Raw genomic sequence first — 14,994 nt, 5'->3', positions numbered from 1 at the left:
CGATGGCCACCGTACCCCGTACGCGCAAGGGCCCCGGCAGTCGCTGGCTGGCCGCCCAGGGCTGGAAGGCCTTTCCCTTCCAGCGCGAGGTGGCCAAGGCCATCGCCGCCGGGGAGTCCGGCCTGCTGCACGCCACCACCGGCTCGGGCAAGACCTACGCCGTCTGGCTGGCCGCCCTGGATGCCTTCGTCGCGCCCAAGCCGATCACGGCCAAGGGCCTGCCCAGCAAGCGCAAGCAGGCGCCACCGCCGCTCACCGTGCTCTGGTTGACGCCCATGCGCGCCCTGGCGGCGGATACCCTGCGCGCCCTGGAGCGCCCGGTGCTCGACGAGGAGCTGGAATGGACCCTGGGCCTGCGTACCGGGGACACCGGCAGCAGCGAGCGCGCCCGCCAGAATCGCCGGCTGCCGACGGCCCTGGTGACCACGCCCGAGAGCCTGTCGCTATTGCTGTCCCGGGAGGACGCCCAGGAAGCCCTGGGCCAGGTTCGCCTGGTGGTCATCGATGAATGGCACGAATTACTCGGCAACAAGCGCGGCACCCAGACGCAACTCGCCCTGGCCCGCCTGCGCCGCTGGAACCCCGGCCTGCAGACCTGGGGCCTGTCGGCGACCCTGGGCAACCAGGCTCACGCGCTGGACGTGCTGCTGGCCGGAGAACCGGGACACCTGGTGCAGGGCCGCCAGGACAAGCGCCTGCAGGTGGATACCCTGCTGCCCCAGGGCGGCGTCGAGCGCTTCGCCTGGGCCGGGCACCTGGGCATGCGCCTGCTGCAGCAGGTGATCCGCGAACTGGAAGACAGTCCCACCACCCTGGTCTTCACCAATACCCGCGCCCAGACCGAACTCTGGTACCAGGCGCTGCTGCAGGCGCGTCCGGACTGGGCCGGCCTGATCGCCCTGCACCATGGCTCCATCGAGAAACAGGCCCGCGAGTGGGTGGAGAGCGGCCTTAAGAATGGCCAGCTCAAGGCGGTGATCTGCACCTCCAGCCTCGACCTCGGCGTGGACTTCCTGCCCGTGGAGCGGGTACTGCAGATCGGCTCGCCCAAGAGCATCGCCCGCCTCCTGCAACGCGCCGGCCGTAGTGGTCACGCCCCGGGGCGCGCTTCCCGCGCGACCCTGGTGCCTACCTACAGCCTCGACCTGCTGGATGCGGCCGCCACCCGCCGCGCCATCACGGCCGGGGAGATCGAGGCCCGCGCGGCCCCGGTCAAGCCCCTCGATGTCCTGGTGCAGCATCTGGTGACCGTGGCCCTGGGGGGCGGCTTCGAACCGGATGACCTGCTGCCGGAAATCCGCAGTGCCTGGGCCTATCGCCACCTCAGCGACGGCGAGTGGATCTGGGCACTGGCCTTCGTTCGCAACGGGGGCGCTTCCCTGTCGGCCTACCCGGATTACCGCCGCGCCGAACCGGACGCCGAGGGCATCTGGCGTGTCCCCGACAAGCAGCTGGCCAAGCGGCATCGGCTGGGCATCGGCACCATCGTCAGCGAGACCAGCCTCAATGTGCAGTTCTGGTCCAAGGGCGGCGGTGGCAATCGCCTGGGCAACATCGAGGAAGGCTTCATCGCCCGGCTGCGACCCGGCGATCACTTTCTCTTCGCCGGTCGCACCCTGGAGCTGGTGCGGGTGGAGAACATGACGGTGTACGTGCGCCGCGCCAGCGGGCGCAAGGCCGCCATCCCGCGCTGGAGCGGCAGTCGCATGCCGCTTTCCGACACCCTCGCCAAGCACGTCCTGGCGCTGTTGGAAGACGCCGAGGCGCAACGCTACGAGAGCCCGGAGATGCGCCTGCTGCAACCGTTGCTGGATGTGCAACGGCAGTGGTCGGCCCTGCCCAGCGCTCATTACCTGCTCGCCGAGACGCTGGAATCCCGCGAAGGCTCGCACCTGTTCCTCTATCCCTTCGCCGGGCGCCATGCCCACCTGGGGCTGGCCAGCCTGCTGGCCTGGCGCCTGGCGCAGCGGCGCCCCTGCACCTTTTCCATCGCCGTCAACGACTATGGCCTGGAACTGGTCTCGCCGGTCAGCCTGGACTGGCAGGAGCTGCTCGATGCCAGTCTCTTCACCACCGACAACCTGGTCAGCGATACCCTGGCCAGCCTCAACGCCGCCGAACTCGCCCAGCGCCGCTTTCGCGAGATCGCCCGCATCTCCGGGCTGATCTTTTCCGGCTACCCAGGGGCGCACAAGAGCAATCGCCAGTTGCAGGCCAGCAGCAGCCTCTTCTATCAGGTGTTTCGCCAATACGATCCCGACAACCTGCTGCTCGGCCAGGCCCAGACCGAGGTGCTGCGTCAGGAACTCGATGCCGACCGCTTGCAGCAGACCCTGACCCGGACCGGCGCCCTGCCCCTGCGCCTGGTTACCCTGGACCATCCCTCGCCCTTCGCCCTGCCACTCATGGTCGAGCGGTTACGCGAGAGCCTGAGTTCGGAAAAGCTGGCCGATCGCATCACCCGCCTGGTCGGCGACCTGGAGCGCGAAGCCGGACCGGACGAGCGCGCGCGCGCCTTCGATCCCGAATCCCTGGTGCAACCCAGCCATGACAGCGATCTGACACCCCGTCGGGGCGCTAGTCCGCGGCGTCCTCGCGTACAGAAATCCGGTCGTCCTCGATAACGATCCGGCCCTGGCGATAGAGATGGCCGATGGCCTTCTTGAAGTTGCCCTTGCTGACACCGAACAGCTGATGGATCAGGGCCGGCGGACTGCTGTCGCTGAGCTCCAGCACCCCTCCCCGCGCCTTGGCCAGGCTGATGATCTGCTCGGCGAGATCGGTACCGGCGGCAGCACCCTGGGGCTGCAGGGTCAGGCTGATCTTGCCGTCCGCCCGTATCTCGCGAATGAAGCCGCGCTCGCGCTGGCCCAGGCGCAGCGGCTTGAAGGCCTCGTTGCGATGCACCAGCCCCCAGTGCTTGTTGTCGACGATCACCTTATAGCCGAGGTCGGTCTGCTCGACGACCAGCAGCGGTACTGGTTGGCCGACCTTGTAGCGCGCCGGCTCGCGATCCAGATAGCGATCCAGCCGCGCGGTGGCGACGATCCGCCGGGTGCGAGTGTCCAGGTGCACGTGCACCACGCAGTGATCGCCCACCTGCAGCGGCCGCTTCTCTTCGGAGTGCGGCAACAGCAGGTCCTTGGGCAGACCCCAGTCGAGGAAGATCCCTACCCGACCCACCTCTACCACCCGCAGGCTGGCGAAGCCGCCGACCTGTACCTTCGGCTTCTCGGTGGTGGCGATCAGGCGGTCTTCGCTGTCCAGATAGAGGAAGACGTTGAGCCAGTCGCCTTCGGCGCAGGGTTCGTCCCTCGGCGCATAGCGACGCGGCAGCAGCACCTCGCCGTCGTTGCCGGCATCCAGGAACAGGCCGATGGGGGTATTGCGCAAAATCTGCAAGCTGTTGAAGCGACCCAACAAGGCCATGAGTGGAGACTCCTGTAGAAAGCGGTGCATTTTACCGCGATCAGCAAAGCCACTGCTTGCTCGCTACCCGGGCCCCTTGAAAGGATCGCTCAGCATCGTGCGAAGCCTTGATGGCCGCCGGGTGTCGCCCGGGTAGCAAACCTCGACCCGATGCGACGCTATCCCGGCACGGTTTGGCGCCATGCCCTGCTGGAGACCTACCTGCCGTTCACAGCAGATGGAGCCTGCTGACGTCCTGACAGCGCTGCTTGTATGAAAGTGATCGGCGCTTGCTCGATAGATGCCTTCCCACCGACTCAACCCGCATCCAGTGAGCGCCAGATTCAGGCGGTCAGGCAATCATCGGCGAGTGGAATCTCGATGAAGAGACCAACGGTGTCAGCCTCGACACGCATGGCTGCCACCACCGCATTCAGCAAGAACGGATTGGTAGCCTGCTCGTTGGTCACTATTCGCTGGGTCAGCTTGATCGACTGCTGGGCATGGTAGACAGCTACCAGTATTTCATTGAGGTTCAGGCGACGAAGCTCGACCCGGTATCCGGCGAGTCCGTGGCCCAATGCGCGTCCTGCGCATTCGAAACCGTTTTTCACGGTAAATCCTTGAACCCTTGCGGTTCGGGGTAATGAATCGAACGAAATAATAGCATCTAGCCACTACCCGCATTGAGCAGGCCGTCACCGTTTCGACACCACTGGCCTATGGCGACAGCGAAAACGAAAAGCCTTCGCCCGCGACCGCTGAGCGTCCGCTTCGACCGGCTGAAAACTTTCCCGTAGCCGGGACCCGCTCCTAGGTACCAACCGCGCTTGAGTACCATCCCGGTCACGAAAAGACTCTGGATAAACCTCAGCTGGCCGAATCGCGCCGCCTGGAACCCCGAACGATGGCCTTGGCAGAATGCTGGTGGGCAACACGATAGGGTGGAAGAGACAGATCCTCACAGGCTCCTGAAAACCTGAATAATCAGCCCTCACGCACTACTGATTGCCGGGCACGATGCACTGCCCAGCGACTCGGCCAACGACACCTTGCGTCAGGGAAACGATTCAGCACGGATCCTTTTCGGCAGCCGACAGGCCCATGCCCAGGATTGCGATACGCCTCCCCTGCGCCAACAGCCGTTTGCCCGCTCTAGCCACCACTTCGACCATGGTCGGTAAAGTCAACATCGGGCAGCTCAAAGGTCTTGTTTTGCGCAAGCCAGTCTGAGACCATCCATCGCTGTCAGGTGAGGCTGTCTCTACAAAGCGGCTCACCTGTCGAGAACCTGGAGTACATCAGGGCCAGCTTTCGCGGCATGGGTTTCTCCTCGTTTCAAAACTGTCGTCCTACGGACAACAACGTCATCTTATTCAAGGAGAAATCCATGTCTACTCGCCAAACTGGCACCGTCAAGTGGTTCAACGACGAGAAAGGCTTCGGCTTCATCACCCCCCAGAGCGGCCCGGACGTGTTCGTTCACTACCGTTCCATTCAGGGTAACGGCTTCAAGAGCCTGCAAGAAGGCCAGGCCGTTTCCTTCCTGGTCGTGCAAGGCCAGAAAGGCCTGCAGGCCGATGAGGTGCAGGTGATCTAATCACCCGCCTTCTCGAAAAAGCCCAACCCCCGGTTGGGCTTTTTTTTGCGCGGACGTCGGCCAACCAACGTTCGCAATAGCGACCTAGGGATGAGGTGCGTCTTGTGAAAACCTTCGCTGCCCTGCTCTGCCTGCTCCTGCTCGCCGGTTGCGCCGCCTTTCCCGGTGACGAACTCCCTTCCCAGCCGTTCCGCGCTCCCGCGAGCGAGCGACAGCAGCGCCCCAATGTCCTGGTGGAGTTCAATTTCTATCGAGGCGAGGTCGAAGACGCCAAGGAGGCGACCTCCATCGCCGTGGCCCGCGAAGGCCTGAAGCCCAGGCTGCGCCAGGTCCTGGAGCACTCCCAGCTGTTCGACCGTATCATCCTGGTGCCGGAGCCCGGCAGGCCGGACGATGCCTTGCTGCGCCTCAAGCTCTACAACAGCACCTCCTATGCCGCGGCCATTGCCAGCGGCCTGATCACCGGTGCCACCTTCTTTCTCGTCCCGGGTACCGCCAGGGACGACTATGTACTGACCGCCGAGTGGCTGGCGCCGGGGGGCAGCACGCCCACCCGCGTGCGCAATGCCAGCTCGGTGCGCACCTGGATGGGGGTCTGGTTCCTGCCCCTGGCCGCCAGCCATCAGGCCGGCACCGCCATCGAGGACACCTTCGCGCGCCAGGTCAACGAGGCCCTGCGGCAATTGCAGGCCGCCGGCATGTTCGCCGACCACTCCTCGCCCCAGGGGAACGGCGAAACGCCTGCACCGGTCACACCTTGACCGGCAATCAAGCAGACGAGGATCCCATGGCCGAAGAAAAGCGCAAAGCCGACGAACGCGAACTGCCCAAGGACGAAAAGCCCCTGCGCACCGAGCACGCCAAGACCGACGACGGACGCGATCCGCCCTCGCCCAACAGTCCGGACCGTACCAAGGACGCCACGGGCTACAACTGATCCCGCCCTTTCCAGACACGACCGCCAAAGCGGTCGTTTCTTTGTCTGCGTGCTGCCCCTTGGGATTGGCTCGTCCTGCCCTCCTTACTGCATAATGCCCGCACTCCTACGTCTATCGGCCCCTTTTCTCTTCAACTAGGCCGGTACCCTGCCAAGGTGTGTGTCCCGATGCGAAAGACTTTCCGATCTCTGGGCCTGCTGCTGAGCTGCTGCGCCCTGGGCTTTTCCCTGCCCGTCAGTGCCGATACCTCCTACCTGCCGCCGCGAATCGAAAAGGCGATGCAGACCAACAAGATTCCCGGTAGCGATCTGTCGCTGGTGATGCTGCCCCTCGACGGCCCGGGCGAGAACGACTACTACAACGCCGACGTCTCGGTGAATCCGGCGTCGACCATGAAGCTGATCACCACCTATGCCGCCCTGGAACTGCTGGGCCCCACCTACCAGTGGAGGACCGAGTTCTATACCGACGGCACCCTCAAGGACGGCATCCTCAACGGCAACCTCTATCTCAAGGGTGGCGGCGATCCCAAGCTGAACATGGAGCGCCTCTGGCTGCTCATGCGCGACCTGCGCGCCAATGGCGTGCTGGAGGTCACCGGCGACCTGGTGCTGGATCGCGGTCGCTTCGTGAAGCCCAATCTGCCGGCCTTCAACGACGACGGCGAAGACGAGAACAAGACCTTCCTGGTGGGCCCGGATTCGCTGCTGGTGAACCTGAAATCGGTACGCATGGTGGTGCGCTCGGCCGATGGCCGCGTCAGCGTCTCCATGGATCCACCGCTGACCAACGTCAACATCGATAACCAGATGCGTGCGACCGGCAAGAGCGGCTGCCCCGCCTGGCCGGACGTGCGTTTCAATCCGGTGCCCCAGGCCGATGGCAGCACCAGCCTCATCGTCAGCGGCCAGTTGCCGGACGGCTGCAACGCCCAGAGCTATCTGTCGCTGCTCGATCACCCGGCCTACACCGCCGGCGCGGTGCGGGCCATCTGGCAGGAGCTGGGCGGCAGCATCAAGGGCCGCACCCGCGAGGGCAGCGTGCCGCGCAACGCCGAGGTGCTGGCGCGGGCCTTCTCCCCCGATGTGGTGGAGATCATTCGCGACATCAACAAGTACAGCAACAACACCATGGCCCAGCAGCTGTTCCTGTCCATCGGCGCGCAATTTCGCACCTCGGCGGATGCCGACGACGGCAAGGCGGCGCTGCGGGTCATCCGCTCGTGGCTGGCGCGCAAGGGCATCAATGCCAGCCACCTGATCATGGAGAACGGCTCGGGCCTGTCCCGCGCCGAGCGGGTCAGCGCGCGGGAGATGGCGGAGATCCTCAGATCGGCCTGGCAGAGCCCCTATGGGCCGGAGTTCATCTCCTCGCTGCCGCTGGCCGGCATGGACGGCACCCTGCGCAAACGCATGAAGAATTCGCCGCTGACCGGCCAGGCGCACATGAAGACCGGCACCCTGAACAACGTGCGCGCCCTGGCAGGCTTCGTCCGGGACGCCAATGCCCGCAACTGGGTGGTGGTCGCCATCCTCAACAGCAGCCGTCCCTGGGGTGCCTCCTCCATCCTGGACGAGGTCGTGCTGGATCTCTATCTGCGCAGCCGCCAGGACGGCGCGGTCGCCAACTGACGCGCAAAACAAAACCGGCGTCTGCTCACGCAGACGCCGGTTTTGTTTACAGCACTCGGCAAGGCAGGCCGGAAAGCCGACGTTACCGCGCTGCACCGCATTGGGCAAGACCTTTGTCCAATGCACCCTTGTGGGGCATTTTCAGGCCGCGGCTACGGCCTAGATCATGCCGAGCAAGAGCAGCACCAGCAGGACCACCAGGATGGCGCCCACGATGCCGGACGGGCCATAGCCCCAGCTGCGCGAATGGGGGAACACCGGAAGTCCGCCGATGAGCAGGACCAGCAGCACCAGAACCAGGATGGTCGAGAGAGTCATCTGCCATTCTCCATGAAGGCCAGGGGTCGACCGCCGTCGTAACAGGTTGCTACGAAGCGACGGGCCTGTTCCATGGACCCGCGCCAGCGGCGGAAAATTCCGAAGTCGTCAGGCGACCTCTGCCATCCCTCGATCCACCGGTGTTCCCGGCAAAAAAAAGCCCGGATCAGGGATCCGGGCTCGGTCTTGGTGCAGGTATCTATCAGTGCGAGACGGCGCCGCTGGCCCCCAGGCCGGTCTGGGATCTCACGAACTGCGGGTAGAAGCGCGCGCGCTCTTCTTCGGCAGCCGCCGACTTGTCGGTGATGGAGAAGAACCAGATGCCGATGAAGGCCACGGCGATGGAGAACAGCGCCGGGTATTCATAGGGGTAGATCGGCTTGGCATGACCGAGGATGGTCACCCAGATGGTCGGGCCGAGCACCATCAGGGCCACCGCGGTGATCAGGCCGAGCCAGCCACCGATCATGGCGCCCCGCGTGGTCAAGCGCTTCCAGTACATCGAGAGCAGCAGGATGGGGAAGTTGCAGCTGGCGGCGATGGAGAAGGCCAGGCCCACCATGAAGGCGATGTTCTGCTTCTCGAAGAGGATGCCCAGGGCAATGGCGACTACGCCCAGCGCCACGGTGGTCATCTTGGAGACGCGAATCTCGTCCTTCTCGTTGGCCTTGCCTTTCTTGATCACGCTGGCGTAGAGGTCATGGGAGACCGCCGAAGCACCGGCCAGGGTCAGACCGGCCACCACCGCCAGGATGGTGGCGAAGGCCACCGCCGAGATGAAGCCCAGGAAGATGCTGCCGCCCACGGCGTTGGCCAGGTGCACCGCCGCCATGTTGTTGCCGCCCAGCAGGGCGCCGGCGGCGTCCTTGAAGGCCGGGTTGGTGCTGACCAGCAGGATGGCGCCAAAGCCGATGATGAAGGTCAGGATGTAGAAGTAGCCGATGAAGCCGGTGGCGTAGAACACGCTCTTGCGGGCTTCCTTGGCGTCGCTCACGGTGAAGAAGCGCATCAGGATGTGCGGCAGGCCGGCGGTGCCGAACATCAGCGCCAGACCCAGGGAGAAGGCCGAGATCGGATCCTTCACCAGGCCGCCGGGGCTCATGATGGCCTCGCCTTTCGGATGCACGGCGATGGCTTCGGCGAACAGTCGGTTGAAGTCGAAGCCGACGTGCTTCATCACCATGAAGGCCATGAAGCTGGCGCCGGACAGCAGCAGCACCGCCTTGATGATCTGCACCCAGGTGGTGGCCAGCATGCCGCCGAAGAGGACGTAGAGCACCATGAGGATGCCCACCAGCACCACGGCCAGGGTGTAGTCCAGGCCGAACAGCAGCTGGATCAGCTTGCCGGCACCGACCATCTGGGCGATCAGGTAGAGGGCGACCACCACCAGCGAACCGCAGGCGGACAGAGTACGGATGTCCTTTTGCTTGAGGCGATAGGACGCCACGTCGGCGAAGGTGTACTTGCCCAGGTTGCGCAGGCGCTCGGCGATCAGGAACAGGATGATCGGCCAGCCCACCAGGAAGCCGATGGAGTAGATCAGGCCGTCGTAGCCGGAGGTGAACACCAGGGCGGAAATGCCCAGGAAAGAGGCGGCCGACATGTAGTCACCGGCGATGGCCAGACCATTCTGGAAACCGGTGATGCGCCCGCCAGCGGCGTAGTAGTCCGCCGCCGAGCGGTTGCGCTTGGAGGCCCAGTAGGTGATACCCAGGGTGGCGCCGACGAAGGCCACGAACATCAGGATGGCGGAGACGTTCAGGGGTTGGCGCTGGACCGCGCCGCTGATGGCGTCGGCCGCCCACAGCGAAGGCGAGAGGGCCAGCAGTGCAGCGGCCAGGGAAAGACGTCTCATGGCTGCACCTCCCGGAGGATTTCCGCGTTGAGCCGATCGAATTCGCCATTGGCCCGGCGTACATAGATACCGGTCAGGACGAAGGCCGACAGGATCAGACCGACGCCCAGGGGGATACCCCAGGTCATGGCGGTCTCCGCATGGATACGGGTACCGAGGACCCTGGGGGCGAAGGCGATCAGGAGAATGAAGGCGGAATAGAGTCCGAGCATGATGGCGGAGAGCGTCCAGGCAAAGCGCCCGCGCTTGGTCACCAGTTCTTGGAAACGCGGACTGGCTTCAATCCGCCGGTAGGTGCTGTCATTCATTATTGTTGTTCCTTACAGCATGACGGGAGCGTCGAGCTCTACTCTAGGCCCGCCCGGTAAGGCTTCCAGACGACTTTAGTCGTACCTTCTCCGACCTCAGTAATCCCAGAGCCGACGCCAGCCCTGCAGCGGGTGGTGACCCTCGCCATCGAGCACCGAGACGCTCGCCGTCATCCCCGCGCTGAGGTGGATATCCGCCGGTACGTCCAGCAGTTCGATGCGCACCGGAATGCGTTGCGCCAGGCGCACCCAGTTGAAGGTCGGCTCGACGTTGGCCAGCAACTGGGCATCATTGGCCGCATTGCGATCGGTGATGCCGCTGCTGATGCTCGCCACCTGCCCCTGCAGCGGCGCCGCCTGGTTCATCAGGCGCACCCGTACCGCATCACCGGGGTGGATATGGGGGATCTTGGTCTCCTCGAAATAGGCCATGACGTAGAAGGACTTGGTATCCACCAGCGCCATCACCGCCTGGCCGGTCTGCACATAGTTGCCCTCGGCGAATCTGAGGTTGGTGATCCGCCCTTCCCGCGGCGCCAGCACCCGGCTGCGATCCAGGTTGATCTGGGCCAGGTTCACGTCGCTCAGGGCTTCCTGGTACTGGCTGCGGGCGACGGCCACATTGACCTGGGCGGTCTCGCGGTCCTCGGCGCTGATGGCGCTGGTACCCAGGCGCTGGCGCCGGGCCGCCTCGCTCTCGCGCAGACGCAGTTGTTGCTGGCGCGTCTCGGCCACCGCCTTGGCATGGGCGAGATTGGCCTGATAACGCTGCTGGTCGATCTGCAGGAGCAGATCGCCGCGCTTTACCAGCTGGTTGTCCACCACCGCCAAACGGGTCACCCAGCCGGACACGTCGGGCGCGACCACCACCACATCGGCCCGTACCCGCGCATCGCGCGTCCAGGGCGTATAGAGATAGAAATGCCACAGCCAGGTGCCGGCCAGGATGGCGAGCAGTACCACGATCAGGGTTATCGCCACACGCAGGGTCTTGTGCATCGCCTTTGCGATCCTCTTGTCATAGGGCTCAGGTGGCCAGCACGGCCACGATGCCGGCCAGCCAGAGCACGAACAGCGCGCAGCCGAACAGGGCGCCGTGCCAGAGATGGCGGCCGAGGCCGCTGCGCTGCAACAGCCACAGCGAGAGGGCCGTCAGCAATAGCGCCAGGACGCCATAGACGAACAGCGGCCCCAGGTAGACCCCGCCGATGGCCCATTCATGCAGATTCATCCGCGCCCTCCTCCACTACCGCCTCTAGACAACAGCTGCGCCAGGTCTGCTGGAGCTGGCCGATGGCACCGCGCGCCAGTCGATGCGGCTCATCGTCCGGCGCCTGGTCCAGCGCCTGGCGCAAACGCTCCGCTGCGGCGTCCAGCGCGCCCGGCTGGAGGTCACCGAAGCCCACTTCCAGCTGTTCGGCAAAGCGCGCGAGAAAGGCATCCCGCGCCCGCGCCACCTCGCCCTGGGCATCGGCCAGGCAGGCGCGCAGGTGCAGCAATTCGTTGCCCAGGTCCAGCGCCAGCAATCCCTGCTCCCAGCGCCCGCGCTCGCCCGCCGACAGCTGATCGATATGCCGCGCCAGCAGCAACAGGCGATCCGCCATGCGTCCACCGAACCAGGTCTCGGCATTGGCCAGAGGGACCCTGGTCAGTCGCTGCAGGTCGTAGGTGGTGGCCTCCAGGATCCGGCGACTGGTACGCCGCGGCGTCCGCAGGCTGATCAGCCGGAACATCAGCACCGCTGCGCCCACCCCGATCAGCAGACTCTGCAACTGGTTGAGCAAGGCGCCCATTTCCACCTGGCCGTGATTGTTGGGCGAAACCAGCACCAGCAGGTGGATGGCGAAGGCCGTCGCGGTGCCCACCACGCTGGGTGGACCGGCCATCCCCAGGGCGGCAAAGAACAGCGGAACCCCCAGTACCAGGCAAAGCAGCGGATAGCCACTGATCTGCGGCAACAGCACCTGGCTGACGAGGATGGCGACCGGTGCGGCATAGAGGATGCCGCGCAGGAACCCGAGACCTATGGTCGCGGCGTTGTCGCGATTGGCGAACAGACTGCAGATGACGCCGGCCATGAGCATGGCACCCGGCGCCGAGGGCCAGGCACTGGCCAGCCAGAAGACGCCCACGGCCAGCAGCGCACAGGCGCTGCGCAGGCCATAGAGCAGCGCCGTCTGGACATCGCGATGGCGGGCCAATGCCGAGGGCGCCACGGCGCTGAGCTGCGCCGTATGGACGCTGTCCAGGGCTCGACCGGCGAGCAAAATCTTGTCCAGCAGGATGGCGAAGCGGGCCAGCAGGTAGCGCTGGTCGTTGTCCAGCTCCGGGGCGGTGCCGGCAGCCTCTCGCAGACGCTGCAGGAGGGCCTCCAGAGCGGGAGCCTGGGGGTCGGCCAGGGTCACCAGCAGTTCGTCGCGCCAGGGCTGCAGCGCGCCCCTTCGCGACTCGTCCAGGCCACGCCACTGGCGCATGGCGCCGCGAGCGGTGCGCAGCAGGCTGAGCAGGTCGCGCGAGAGCAGGCGCAGCGCCCGGGCACGCTGCCGGCCACGCTGGCCTTCGAACCAGGCATGGTCGCGCTGGGCGTCCACCGCCACCACCTGGCCGAGCATGGCCAGCAGGCCCTGGGTGGCGTCCTGGGCCTCCGCCAGCTCCGCCCGGGCGGCAGCCACGCCCTGTTCCCAGGTGCGGCGTGCCTGGACAGCCAGATTCTGCTCCACCCGTTGCGGCCAGAACAGCGCACTCACCGCCGAGGCCACGACGATACCCAGGCAGATCTCGGTACAGCGGGCCACCGCCTGATCGAACACCGTCAGCGGATGGGCGATGGCGGGCAGGCCGATGATGGCGACCGTATAGCCGGCCAGCACGAAGCCATAGGCGACATGGTTGCGCAGCAGGGTCGAGGCGGCCGTGCAGAGGGCCATCCAACCCGCCAGGGCCAGCAGGAACAGCCAGGGGGTCTGGGCGAAGAAGCCCATGAGTACCACCGCCATGCAGGTGCCAGCGAGGGTGCCGAGCAGGCGGAACAATCCCTTGGCCAGCACCATGCCGGACAGCGGCTGGGAGACGATCGTCACCGTCATGCAGGCCCAGACCGGTTGCTCGAGGCTGAAACGAAAGGCCAGCCAGAGCGCCAGTCCGGCGGCGAACAGGGTCTTGCCGGCAAAGAGGAGCGCCGCCGGCGTGGGTGCGAGAAAGACCGTCCAGGGTAGGCGCACGTCGGCTCTCGGTCTGCAGGGGATCCAGCATAGGCCGCGCGACCCGGGCGAAGTTCCAGCGGGTCGCCCGGACGAAAAAAAGGCGACCCGGGGGTCGCCTGAAGTGCCTTGCGTGCTCGAGCGACGACGCTCCGTCGTCACCACTCCCTGCAGACTAGACGAGTTGCAGCCAGCGTTCTTGATCGAGATCAAGATCGGCCGGGTTTTGCCCGGCCATGCCGAGCAGGCGGTCGATCAGGGCGCAGTCGGATTCACGCCGCACCTGGGCGAACAGAGCCGCCGCCTCGGGATAGCTGCGCGTCAGCATGCCCAGCCACTGCTTGAGGCGCCCTGGGGCGTAGCGCGGCGCCAGCTTGCGCTGCGCCATGACCCAGAAGCGCTGCACTCGCGGCAGGATCTCGGCCCAGCTTTGCGCAGCCGTCTCCTCGCCGCGTACGGCAGCGGCGATCTGCAGCGCCAGATCCGGTCGCGAGACCAGGCCGCGGCCCAGCATGACCGAGGCCTGACCGCTGACACTGCGGCAGCGCCAGTAATCATCCAGGGTCCAGATCTCGCCATTGGCCAGCACCGGCACGGACACCCGGTCGGCCACCCGCGCCACCCACTCCCAGTGCGCCGGCGGCCGATAGCCCTCGACCTTGGTTCGTGCATGGACCACCAGTTGCGCCGCGCCGCCTTCCGCCAGGGCCTCGGCGCAGGGCAGGGCGCTGTTCGGACTGTCATAGCCCAGGCGCATCTTGGCGGTGACCGGAATGTGCGCCGGAACGGCCTGACGCACGTTCTCGACGATCCGGTTGAGCAGTTCCGGCTCCTTGAGCAGCACCGCGCCGCCGCGGGACTTGTTGACGGTCTTGGCCGGGCAGCCGAAGTTGAGGTCGATCACCGGTGCGCCCAGGGTGCAGGCGAAGGCCGCATTGTCGGCCAGGCAGGCCGGATCCGAGCCCAGCAGCTGCACGCGCATGGGGGTGCCCGATGGCGTACGCGCACCCTGCCCTAGCTCCGGCGCCAGCTTGGCGAAGGCTGCTGCCGGCAGCAGGCGATCGCAGACGCGGATGAATTCGCTCACGCACCAGTCGAGTCCACCGACTTCGGTCAGCAACTCGCGCAGGATGTCGTCGACGAGTCCCTCCATGGGCGCCAGGGCGATCTCCATGTCAGACGTCCTCGCCGGGCAGCGCCTGACCGTAACCGGCCAGGAACTCAGGTGGCATACGCTTGGGCTTGCCGGAAGACAGCTCGATGCAGACGAAGGTCGTCCGGGCGCGCAGCAGGGTCACGCCATCGGCGGGACGCTGCAGCTGGAATTGCCGGGTCATGCGCAGACGGCGATCCCAGTCCACCAGCCAGGTGCCGAGCACCAGCTCATCGTCCTGGTAACCGCTGCTGAGGTAGTCGATCTCGTGGCGCACCACGGCCATGGCGCGATCCAGGCGCTGGAAGGTGGCCAGGTCCAGGCCCAGGGCCGCCGAATGCTGCCAGGCGCACTGTTCGAGCCAGCTGACGTAGACGGCATTGTTGGCATGGCCCAGGCCGTCGATGTGCTCGGCACCGATGCGCAGCGGCAGGAGATGGGGCGTCGGTCTGTCCCACTGCATGATGAGACCCTCTCGTGGGCAAGGTCGAAAGACGGAAGGCCAGGCCGAACGGGATCCTGGCCAGGTCATCGGTCGCGGATACTGGCATGAATCCGCGGACAATAAAAAAGGGCCTGC

Annotated in this window: 15 protein-coding genes; 5 read left to right on the top strand and 10 right to left on the bottom strand. The window is 65.8% G+C overall.

Annotation, left to right across the window (positions count from 1 at the left end; all coding sequences use genetic code 11):
- Nucleotides 1–2: 2 nt before the first annotated feature.
- Complete coding sequence (locus tag FEZ61_RS01085) at nucleotides 3–2,624, top strand: ligase-associated DNA damage response DEXH box helicase (RefSeq protein WP_173146796.1); 2,622 nt, start codon at nucleotides 3–5, stop codon at nucleotides 2,622–2,624.
- On the opposite strand, the gene FEZ61_RS01080 is transcribed toward FEZ61_RS01085, so the two are convergent.
- Together FEZ61_RS01080 and FEZ61_RS01075 are read right to left on the bottom strand one after the other, a co-directional pair.
- Nucleotides 2,578–3,429 (bottom strand): S1-like domain-containing RNA-binding protein, encoded by an 852-nt coding sequence (locus FEZ61_RS01080; protein WP_068385518.1) that lies wholly within the window; start codon nucleotides 3,427–3,429, stop codon nucleotides 2,578–2,580. The genes FEZ61_RS01085 and FEZ61_RS01080 overlap by 47 nt on opposite strands.
- Nucleotides 3,430–3,752: 323 nt before the next feature.
- Nucleotides 3,753–4,022, bottom strand: coding sequence for a hypothetical protein (locus FEZ61_RS01075; RefSeq protein WP_346342854.1), 270 nt, complete (start codon nucleotides 4,020–4,022; stop codon nucleotides 3,753–3,755).
- A gap of 776 nt (nucleotides 4,023–4,798) precedes the next feature.
- Here FEZ61_RS01075 and FEZ61_RS01070 point away from each other — a divergent pair.
- From FEZ61_RS01070 to dacB, 4 genes are all read left to right on the top strand, one after another.
- Nucleotides 4,799–5,008, top strand: a complete 210-nt coding sequence (locus tag FEZ61_RS01070) for a cold-shock protein (protein WP_007159089.1) — start codon at nucleotides 4,799–4,801, stop codon at nucleotides 5,006–5,008.
- Nucleotides 5,009–5,112: 104 nt separating this feature from the next.
- Nucleotides 5,113–5,769, top strand: a complete 657-nt coding sequence (locus FEZ61_RS01065) for a hypothetical protein (protein ID WP_173146794.1) — start codon at nucleotides 5,113–5,115, stop codon at nucleotides 5,767–5,769.
- 26 nt (nucleotides 5,770–5,795) lie between these two features.
- Nucleotides 5,796–5,945 (top strand): hypothetical protein, encoded by a 150-nt coding sequence (locus FEZ61_RS01060; protein WP_017639713.1) that lies wholly within the window; start codon nucleotides 5,796–5,798, stop codon nucleotides 5,943–5,945.
- Between the two features lie 168 nt (nucleotides 5,946–6,113).
- A complete protein-coding gene (gene dacB / locus FEZ61_RS01055) occupies nucleotides 6,114–7,577 on the top strand; it encodes a D-alanyl-D-alanine carboxypeptidase/D-alanyl-D-alanine-endopeptidase (RefSeq protein WP_017639712.1) in 1,464 nt (487 codons plus the stop codon).
- Between the two features lie 159 nt (nucleotides 7,578–7,736).
- On the opposite strand, the gene FEZ61_RS01050 is transcribed toward dacB, so the two are convergent.
- The 8 genes from FEZ61_RS01050 to FEZ61_RS01015 all read right to left on the bottom strand — a co-directional run bounded on the left by FEZ61_RS01050 (nucleotide 7,737) and on the right by FEZ61_RS01015 (nucleotide 14,877).
- Nucleotides 7,737–7,895 (bottom strand): DUF3309 family protein, encoded by a 159-nt coding sequence (locus tag FEZ61_RS01050; RefSeq protein ID WP_007159093.1) that lies wholly within the window; start codon nucleotides 7,893–7,895, stop codon nucleotides 7,737–7,739.
- 202 nt (nucleotides 7,896–8,097) lie between these two features.
- Nucleotides 8,098–9,753, bottom strand: coding sequence for a cation acetate symporter (locus FEZ61_RS01045; protein WP_017639710.1), 1,656 nt, complete (start codon nucleotides 9,751–9,753; stop codon nucleotides 8,098–8,100).
- A complete protein-coding gene (locus FEZ61_RS01040; RefSeq protein ID WP_017639709.1) occupies nucleotides 9,750–10,061 on the bottom strand; it encodes a DUF485 domain-containing protein in 312 nt (103 codons plus the stop codon). Before FEZ61_RS01040 ends, FEZ61_RS01045 begins: the two co-directional genes overlap by 4 nt.
- A gap of 96 nt (nucleotides 10,062–10,157) precedes the next feature.
- A complete protein-coding gene (locus FEZ61_RS01035) occupies nucleotides 10,158–11,060 on the bottom strand; it encodes an HlyD family secretion protein (RefSeq protein ID WP_173146792.1) in 903 nt (300 codons plus the stop codon).
- Between the two features lie 28 nt (nucleotides 11,061–11,088).
- Nucleotides 11,089–11,292: a DUF1656 domain-containing protein gene (locus FEZ61_RS01030; protein ID WP_017639707.1), complete on the bottom strand. Its 204-nt coding sequence runs from the start codon at nucleotides 11,290–11,292 to the stop codon at nucleotides 11,089–11,091.
- A complete protein-coding gene (locus FEZ61_RS01025; protein ID WP_173146790.1) occupies nucleotides 11,279–13,282 on the bottom strand; it encodes an FUSC family protein in 2,004 nt (667 codons plus the stop codon). The genes FEZ61_RS01030 and FEZ61_RS01025 overlap by 14 nt, the downstream gene beginning before the upstream one ends.
- A 154-nt stretch (nucleotides 13,283–13,436) precedes the next feature.
- Entirely contained in the window at nucleotides 13,437–14,435 is a 999-nt protein-coding gene (locus FEZ61_RS01020; protein WP_173146788.1) for a tRNA-dihydrouridine synthase, read from the bottom strand.
- Between the two features lies 1 nt (nucleotide 14,436).
- Complete coding sequence (locus tag FEZ61_RS01015) at nucleotides 14,437–14,877, bottom strand: thioesterase family protein (RefSeq protein WP_017639704.1); 441 nt, start codon at nucleotides 14,875–14,877, stop codon at nucleotides 14,437–14,439.
- Nucleotides 14,878–14,994 lie beyond the last annotated feature (117 nt).

The organism is Pseudomonas sp. MS15a(2019) (assembly GCF_013277805.1).
Lineage (GTDB): Bacteria > Pseudomonadota > Gammaproteobacteria > Pseudomonadales > Pseudomonadaceae > Chryseomonas > Chryseomonas benzopyrenica.
Note: the sequence above shows the minus strand (reverse complement) of the source record. Positions and strands in the feature narration are given on the sequence as shown.